9 protein-coding genes are annotated in these 7,695 nt (G+C 74.9%); 3 read left to right on the top strand and 6 right to left on the bottom strand.

The genetic code is table 11. The features are described from left to right. Positions 1 to 876, top strand: an 876-nt coding sequence (locus E1300_RS45600; protein ID WP_131763503.1) for an MFS transporter, incomplete at its 5' end; no start/stop codon positions are given. A 2-nt stretch (positions 877 to 878) separates the two neighbouring features. Next, a complete protein-coding gene (locus E1300_RS45595; RefSeq protein WP_131763502.1) occupies positions 879 to 1,589 on the top strand; it encodes an SGNH/GDSL hydrolase family protein in 711 nt (236 codons plus the stop codon). Here E1300_RS45595 and E1300_RS45590 read toward each other — a convergent pair. The 6 genes from E1300_RS45590 to E1300_RS45565 form a co-directional block, all read right to left on the bottom strand. After that, the gene (locus E1300_RS45590) at positions 1,501 to 1,905 is read right to left on the bottom strand and encodes a hypothetical protein (protein WP_131763501.1); all 405 of its coding nucleotides are present in this window, start codon (positions 1,903 to 1,905) and stop codon (positions 1,501 to 1,503) included. The two genes, E1300_RS45595 and E1300_RS45590, sit on opposite strands and share 89 nt — an antisense overlap. A 5-nt stretch (positions 1,906 to 1,910) precedes the next feature. Next, positions 1,911 to 3,647 (bottom strand): bifunctional 3'-5' exonuclease/DNA polymerase, encoded by a 1,737-nt coding sequence (locus tag E1300_RS45585; protein ID WP_131763500.1) that lies wholly within the window; start codon positions 3,645 to 3,647, stop codon positions 1,911 to 1,913. Beyond that, a complete protein-coding gene (locus E1300_RS53125) occupies positions 3,644 to 4,420 on the bottom strand; it encodes an ABC transporter permease (RefSeq protein WP_131763499.1) in 777 nt (258 codons plus the stop codon). The genes E1300_RS45585 and E1300_RS53125 overlap by 4 nt, the downstream gene beginning before the upstream one ends. Continuing rightward, positions 4,417 to 5,847: an ABC transporter substrate-binding protein gene (locus E1300_RS45575; protein ID WP_131763498.1), complete on the bottom strand. Its 1,431-nt coding sequence runs from the start codon at positions 5,845 to 5,847 to the stop codon at positions 4,417 to 4,419. Before E1300_RS45575 ends, E1300_RS53125 begins: the two co-directional genes overlap by 4 nt. A gap of 10 nt (positions 5,848 to 5,857) precedes the next feature. After that, positions 5,858 to 6,085 (bottom strand): 4Fe-4S dicluster domain-containing protein, encoded by a 228-nt coding sequence (locus E1300_RS45570; RefSeq protein WP_131763497.1) that lies wholly within the window; start codon positions 6,083 to 6,085, stop codon positions 5,858 to 5,860. 95 nt (positions 6,086 to 6,180) lie between these two features. Further along, positions 6,181 to 6,954: a GntR family transcriptional regulator gene (locus E1300_RS45565; protein WP_131763496.1), complete on the bottom strand. Its 774-nt coding sequence runs from the start codon at positions 6,952 to 6,954 to the stop codon at positions 6,181 to 6,183. 427 nt (positions 6,955 to 7,381) lie between these two features. Between E1300_RS45565 and E1300_RS45560 the strand changes: the two genes are divergently transcribed. Further along, a partial coding sequence (locus E1300_RS45560; protein WP_278045436.1) for a M17 family peptidase N-terminal domain-containing protein occupies positions 7,382 to 7,695 on the top strand: 314 nt, incomplete at its 3' end.

Raw genomic sequence — 7,695 nt, 5'->3', positions numbered from 1 at the left:
ATCAACGTGCCGGTCGGCGCCGCGATGCTGCTGGCCGGGCTGCGCCTGCCGCGCGCCGCGGCCCGGGACGGCGGCCTGCCCGACCTCGCCGGGAGCGTCCTGCTGGGCGGCGGCGTCGGCGCGCTCGCGCTCGGCGTCACGCAGTCCGGGGACTGGGGCTGGGGCGACGCCCGCACGCTCGGCCTGCTCCTCGGCGGAGCGGTCCTGACCGCTCTCGCGCTGTGGCGGTCCGCGCGGCACCCCGTCCCCGCGCTGGAGATCTCCCTGTGGCGCACCCGCTCGTTCGCCCTCGCCAACGCCGCCTCGTTCCTGTACGGGACGGCGCTGTACTCGTGGCTGCTGGTCGGCGTCCTCTACCTCACCGGGGAGTGGCACTACTCGATCCTCAAGGCGGGCTTCGCCTCGACGCCCGGCGCGTTCACCGCCACCGCCGCGGCCCTCGTCATGGGCCGGCTGACCGGGCGCATCGGCGTCCGCCCCGCGGTGACCGGCGGCGCGCTCGTCATGGTCGCGTCCGGGATCTGGGTGCTCGCGACGCTGCCGTCCGAGCCGCACTTCCTCACCCTGTGGCTGCCGGTCGGGCTGCTGGTCGGGACGGGCATGGGGATGCTCACCACCGGCACCGCGACCGCCGCCGCGCTGTCGGTCGGGCCGCAGCGCTTCGCGGGCGCGACCGGCCTCAACACCACCGCCCGGCAGCTCGGGGGCGCGCTCGGCGTCGCCGTGCTCGCCGCGCTGCTGCCCGACGCCGCCGAGCACGACGACTACATCGCCGTCTACCTGTTCTGCACGCTCGCGATCGCGGCCGCCGCCGTCGTCGGGCTCCTGCTGACCGTCCGCGCGCCCCGCCCGGCCGCCGAGACCACCGGGAAGTGACCATGACCGCATCGCCCGCCCTGCCCGCCGACGAGTACACCGACCCGGACGTCCTGCCGCTGCCCGACGCCGCCGCGCTGCTCGCGGGCGCGCCCTGGCGCAGGCTCGTGACGATCGGCGACAGCGTCGCCGAGGGGATCCGCGACCCGGCGCCCGGCTACCGGGACCTGTCGTGGGCCGACCGCGTCGAGGAGGCGCTGCGCGCCGCCGCGCCGGACCTCGCGGCGCGCAACCTCGGCCGCCGCGACCGCGTCGCCGCGGAGGTCGCCGCCGAGCAGCTCCGGCCGGCGCTGGACTTCCGCCCCGACCTCGCGATCGTCGCGGCCGGCGGCAACGACATGCTGCGGCCCCGCTTCGACGAGGACGCGGTGCGCCGCGAGCTCGGGGCCATCGTCGCGGCGCTGCGCGGCGCGGGCGCCGACGTCCTCACGATCGGGCTGTTCGACATCGCGGCCGCCGGCCTCGGCCCGGCCCGGTACCGGGCGACGATCTCCGACCGGACGCGGCGGCTCGGGGCGCTGACCGCCGAGATCGCGGCGGAGCACGGCGCCGTGCACGTCGACAACCCGCCCGACGCGCCGGTCGGCACCGACCCCGGCATCTACAGCGCCGACGAGCTCCACCTCAACGCCCGCGGCCACGCCGTCGCCGCCGCGAACACCATCCGCGCCCTCGCCGCGCACCTCCGGCGCCTCCAGCGGGACGGGCGCTGAACTCGGCGGACCAGGCGAACAGCCGGTCCGCCTCCTCGGTCGGCGCCGCGTGCACGAGGCGGCGGGCGACGTCGAACTCCTCGAAGAGGCCCGCCGCCATGAGCGCGCGTGCCAGGGCCTCGTCGAGGAGGCCGGCGGCGTCGAGCGGACCGTCCGCCTCCAGCGTGGCGCGGACCTGCACGGTGTTGCCCGGCCCGGCCGCCACGTCCGCTCCGGGCACGTCCAGCGCGGCGGCGAGCGCCCGTTTCGCCGCGTCCCGCTCGTCCTGCTGCGCTCCCGCGTAGCGGATCTCGATCAGCACGGTCGTCGGGGCCATCGGCGTCACTTCGCGTCGGAGTAGCGGTCGACGACGGCGATCTCCATCGGGAACACGACGGGCGTGCCGCCGAACAGCAGGCGGCGCGCCTCCTCCGCCGCGGCGCGGACCGCCTCGCCGACCTCGCCGGCCAGCTCGGCGGGGGTGTGGACGATGACCTCGTCGTGCTGGAAGAACACGAGGCGCGGCGGGCCGAGCCGGGCCAGCCTGCGGCGCAGCGAGCCGAGCAGCGCGAGCGCCCAGTCGGCGGCGGTCGCCTGCACGACGAAGTTGCGGGTGAACCGGCCGCGGCTCCGCAACGCCTGCGCCGCGGAGCCGCGGGCCGCTCCGTCCGCCGCCGCCTCGCCGTCGTCGTCGCCCGCGGAGGTCAGCTCGCGCCAGCCCGCGGACGGCGGCGGGCACGTCCGCCCCAGCCGCGACCGGACGAGCAGGCCCCGCTCCCCCGCCCGGGCGGCGGCCTCCACGTACTCGAACGCGTCCGGGAAGCGGCTCCTGAGCACGCCGAGGAGCTGCACCGCCTCGCCCGTCCCGCCGCCGTACATCGCCGACAGCAGCGCGAGCTTCGCCTTGTCGCGCGGGCCGAGCGCGTCGGGGTCGCGCCGGCTCCCGCCGCCTCGATCACGGGCAGGGCCGTGGGCGGGGCCCGCGCTGAAGGCGTCGGACAGGGCGGCGTACAGGTCGCCGTGCGCGGCCGCGTCGGCGAACGCGCGGTCGCCCGCGAGCGCGGCGAGGACGCGGGGTTCGAGCTGCGCGGCGTCGGCGACCACGAGGCGCCAGCCCGGGTCGGCGACGACGGCCCGGCGCAGGACGCGCGGGATCTGGAGGGCGCCGCCGCCGTTGGTCGCCCAGCGCCCGGACACGACGCCGCCCACCACGTACTCGGGGCGGAAGCGCCCGCCGCTCACCCACGTGTCGAGCCAGGCCCAGCCGTGCGCGGCGTGCAGGCGCGCGAGCTCCTTGTACTCCAGCAGCAGCGGGACGGCGGGATGGTCGAGGCGCTTGAGGACGTGCGCCCGGGTGGACGAAACGGGCAGGCCCGCCGCCGCGAACGCCTTGATGATCTGGGCGGGCGAGTCGGGGTTGACGTGGGCGCGCCCGCCGAACGCGGCGCTGATGCGGTCGGCGAGGTCCTGGAGGACGCGCGGGCGCAGCCCGCCGGTGGGCCGCGGCCCGAGCAGCTCGGTGAGCAGCGCGTCGTGCTCCTCGGCCGACCAGGGCAGCCCGTCGTGGCTCATCTCGGCGGCGACGAGGGAGCCGGCCGACTCGGCGGCGGCGAGCAGCGGGAACCCCTCCAGCGCGGCGGCGGCGCGGCGCTCGGCGCGCCGGACGCCGCGCAGGGCGAGGGCCAGCTCCACGTTGCGGCGCGCGGTGCGCCAGGGCAGGAGCGCGTCGTCCTGGAACATCAGCGCCCGGTCGGCGGACGTGCCGGTGACGGGCACGCCGTCCGCGAGGACGCGCCCGGCCGTGACCGGGAGCAGCCCGGCGAACGCCCGGAGCAGGGTGGACTTGCCGCAGCCGGACGGCCCGAGCACCACGAGGATCTCCCCCGCCGCGACCTCCAGGTCGAGGCCGGTCAGCACGGGACTGCCCTTGCCGTACCCGAGGGTCACCCCTTCGGCCCGCAGAGGCAACGCCCCCGCACGCGCCTCCGCACGGGTCGCCGCACGGGCCGCCGCACGGGCCGCAGCGCGCGTACCCGCGCGGAGACTCCTGGGCGCGCCGTCCACCGGTCCGCCGCTCATCGGCGCTCCTCCCTCGGCAGCCAGCGGGTCAGCCGGCGTCCGGCCAGCTCCACCGAGGCGGAGGTGAGCCAGCCGAGCAGCCCGATGGTGGCCATCCCGACGAGCACGCCGGGGTAGTCGACGATCGTGTAGGCCTGCCAGGTCCGGTAGCCGACGCCGAAGTCGCCGGAGATCATCTCGGCGGAGATGACGCAGATCCACGCCACGCCCATCCCGATCGACAGGCCGCCGAACACGCCGGGCAGCACGCCCGGCAGGACGACGCGGAGCAGCACCCGCGCCCGGGACGCGCCGAGCGTGCGCACCGCGTCCTCCCAGACGACCGGGAGGGCCTTCACCGCGTGCCGCGTGCTCACCAGCACCGGGAAGAACGCGGCGACGAAGGTGATGAAGACGATGCCCTGCTCGTTCGCCGGGAACAGCAGGATCGCGACCGGCACGAGCGCGATCGCCGGGATCGGCCGGGCCACCTCGAACAGCGGCCCGAGCAGGTCCTCGGCCCAGCGCGAGCGGGCCGTCGCGACGCCGAGCACGACGCCGAGGACGGCGGCCAGCGCGAAGCCGGTGAGGATGCGGACGAGGCTCTGCGCGACGTCCTGGTAGAACTGGCCGTGTTCGAGCTGGCGGCCGAACTCCCGCGCCACGTCCAGCGGGCCGGGGAAGCGGTCGAACCGCACCCACAGCCGCACGTTCGCGGCGGTCAGCACCTGCCATACCGCCAGCGCGGCCAGCAGGGACGCGAGCCGCACCGGCCAGCGGAGGACCCCGGTCATGCGCGCCGCACCGCCTCGGCGTAGGCGACGACCTTTGCGCCGGAGTGCGCGGCGACGTACTTGTCGGCGGCCTCCTGGGTCGCGAAGGGCTTGAACCTCTGCGCGGCCTTGGCGGACGGGTCCTCGACCCACACGTCCTTGTCGGCGAACCAGCGGGTGCCGGTCGTCGCGTCCGGGATGTAGACGGCACGGAGCTTCTTGCCCTCGGCCTGGAGCGCGCGGACGTTCCGCAGCAGGCAGACGGGGTCGGCGACAGGGCGCGTCTTGGCCTCGCCCGCCACCCACACCTCTCCGGCGGTCGCCGGGTCGTTCACCGCCGTCTTGCACACCGCGTCGGTCCCGGTGATGGCGGCGGGGTTGGCCGTGGACGCGGCGTCGCGCTCGTAGGACGCGCCCACCACCTTGCGGATGTAGGTGTCGTTGACGAAGGGGTCCACCTTCAGCGGCGTCTGGATGACGCCGATGGACTTCAGGAACGGCACGTCCTGGACGAAGGCGGCCCGCAGGTCCTTCTTGATGGTGGGGTCGAACGTGGCGACGCCCCCGGCGCCGTTGTAGAGGTACACCGTCTCGGCGGGCAGCCCGGTGGAGGACGCGACCGACTCCGCCGCCTTCACGGGGTCGGCGTGCAGGGAGCGGGTCGCGTCGATCTGGGCGGCGAGGAACGCCTCCAGGATCTTCGTCCGCTCCTTGGCGAACTGCTTGCGGACGACGACGCCGTGGAACGTCGGCACGTTCAGCGCGCCGCCGTCGTAGAGGAGCCGGGCCTGCCCCTTGTTCACCAGCAGGCCCGGCCAGGCGACGAACTGCGCGAGCGCCGCCGCGCTCCCGGCCTGGAGCGCCGACGAGCCCACGGTCGGCTGCTGGTTCTCGATCTTGAGGTCCTTGGCGGCGTCGAGCCCGTACTTGCGCGCCGCCTGGACGAGCGTCCCGTGCCCGGCCGACCCGACGCTCGCCGACACGGCCTTGCCCTTGAGGTCGCGCAGCGTCCTCGCCTTGGAGGCGTTGGAGACGACCACGCCGTTCAGCGAGCCGCGCAGGTTGTAGCCGGTCACCGAGACCCATTCGGTCTCCGCGTCGCCGCCCTGCGCCTGCGAGCGCGAGCCGTTGATCAGCAGCGGGTAGTCGCCCATCGAGCCGATATCGATCTTCCCGGCGAGCATCTGGGCGGTGATCGGCGCGCCGGTGTCGTAGTCCTGCCAGACCACCTTGTAGCTCTTGCCCTCGGCCTTCCCCAGGTCCTTGAGGCGCTTCTCGAACGCGCCGAGGGAGCGCAGCAGGGTCCCGGCCGTCACCGTGTTGATCGTCTTCGACTGGTAGCCGACGACGATCGTGTCGGAGCCGTCCCCGCCGGACGCGTTGCCCGCCACGGTGCAGCCGGCGGCGAGCGGGATCAGGGCGGCGGCCGCCGCCAGGGTCTTGTTCATCGGACGCCCTTCAGCGCAGCAGGTACGGCATGTTCACGGTCACGGCCCCGGTGGGGCAGCGGTCGGCGCACGGGCCGCAGTACCAGCACTCGTCCACGTGCATGTACGCCTTCCCCGTCTCGGGGTGGACGGCCAGGGCGTCCAGGGGGCAGACGTCGATGCACAGGGTGCAGCCGTCGATGCAGAGGGCCTCGTCCACGGTCACGGGGACGTCGGCACGGTTCTCCACGAGGGACATGGCGTTTCTCCAGGGTCGGCGGCCTCGGGCCGGACATGCGGAGCACACCGCGCGGCGCTGCGCGGCTCGTGTGCGTTCTCGGATGCGCTGCGGGGCTACAGCGGTGGTGGGGTGCGGCTCATGGAGCCGCTCATCGTGATGCGGTCGCCGCGGAACCGGATGTACTCCAGGTCCACCGGGCGCCCGTCGGCCAGGTGGGTGAGGCGTTCGAGCATGAGCAGGGCGGTCCCGCGCGGGGCGTCGAGCGTGGCCGCCGAGTGGGGGTCGGCGTTGACCGCCTCCAGCGTGACGTCGGCCCGCCCGAGGGGCTGGCCGGCGATCCCTTCGAGCAGGACGAAGATGTCGTTGTGGGCGAGGTCCTCGGCGAGCAGCGGTTCGCCGAGGTCCCGCGACACGTACGTGAGGTCGAGCGAGAGCGGCAGCCCGTTGAGCCGCCGCAGCCGCTCGATGTAGACGACGGGCTCCCCCTCGGGCACCCGGAGCCGGGATCGGATCTCCCGGGACGGCATGATCAGGCCGGTCATCCGGACCTCGTTGGCGACCTCGCCGTGCTCGCGCAGCGTCTCGGCGAGGCCGAGCAGCCGCTCCAGCCCGTGCGGGTACTTCTCGGCCACCGCGAGCGTCCCCACGCCGGGGCAGCGCTCGACCAGGCCCTCGGCGCGCAGCAGGTCCAGGGCCTCCCGGACGGTGTTGCGGGACGTCCCGAACTCGCGGACGAGGTCGGCCTCGGCCGGCAGGGCGCCGCCACGGAACGCGCCGTGCAGCACCTGGCGGCGCAGCACGTCCGCCACCTGCCGGGCCCGATCGGCACGCAGCCGCCGCGCGTCCGCGAGCGTCAGGGCCTCCGCGGCGTTGTCTCTCCTGGTCACGGCCTTAACCTACTAAACCCATTGGAATAGGTGAATAGCCGGGCAACAACGCCACCCAGGCGACCAAGAAAATGCCTGTGACCTGCGACGACACGACCACCAAAAGCCGTTCCGCCACCCCACACCACCCCGGCAACGCAGCACATCAGCCACCTGCCGGCCCTAGTCGGCACGCAGCCACCTGCGGGGCGTCCGCCAGCGTGCCCTGGCCTCAACCCCCGACGACCGGAAACGTTGCGATCGCGTGCGAAGCCAAGTTCGAGCTTGCGAGAACTTGATCGCGAAGCGAGCCCGCCAGGGCGAGTTCGGAGCGATGCAGCGATCGCCGCGAAGCCCGTTGAAGGAGGGCCCGCCAGGGCCTGACGCCAAGGGCTTTGCAATAGACAAAGGACGAAACCGGTCACGCGGAGGACTAACATCGGGCTACGTGACGAGCATCAGCCTTGACAGCGCAGCACCGGCCGGCCTCGACGTCGACGCGATCGTGATCGGCGTCTCCCCCGCCGAGGCGGGTGCCGCACCGGCCGCCGGCTCCGAAGACCTCGACCAGGCCCTCTCCGGGAAGCTCGCGGACGCCCTGCGCGCGCTCGGCGCCACCGGCAAGGCCGGCGAGGTCATCAAGCTGCCCACCCTCGGTGCGATCGGCGCCCCGGTGGTCGTGGCCGCGGGCCTCGGCGCCGAGCCCGGTCCCGAGGAGCTGCGCCGCGCGGCCGGCGCCGCCCTCCGCGCGCTCGCGGGCAC

Origin of the sequence: Actinomadura fibrosa (genome assembly GCF_900659615.1) — a bacterium.
GTDB classification, from domain to species: domain Bacteria; phylum Actinomycetota; class Actinomycetes; order Streptosporangiales; family Streptosporangiaceae; genus Spirillospora; species Spirillospora fibrosa.
The sequence above is the reverse complement of the archived record's forward strand: the minus strand, read 5'-3'. Positions and strand labels throughout refer to the sequence as shown.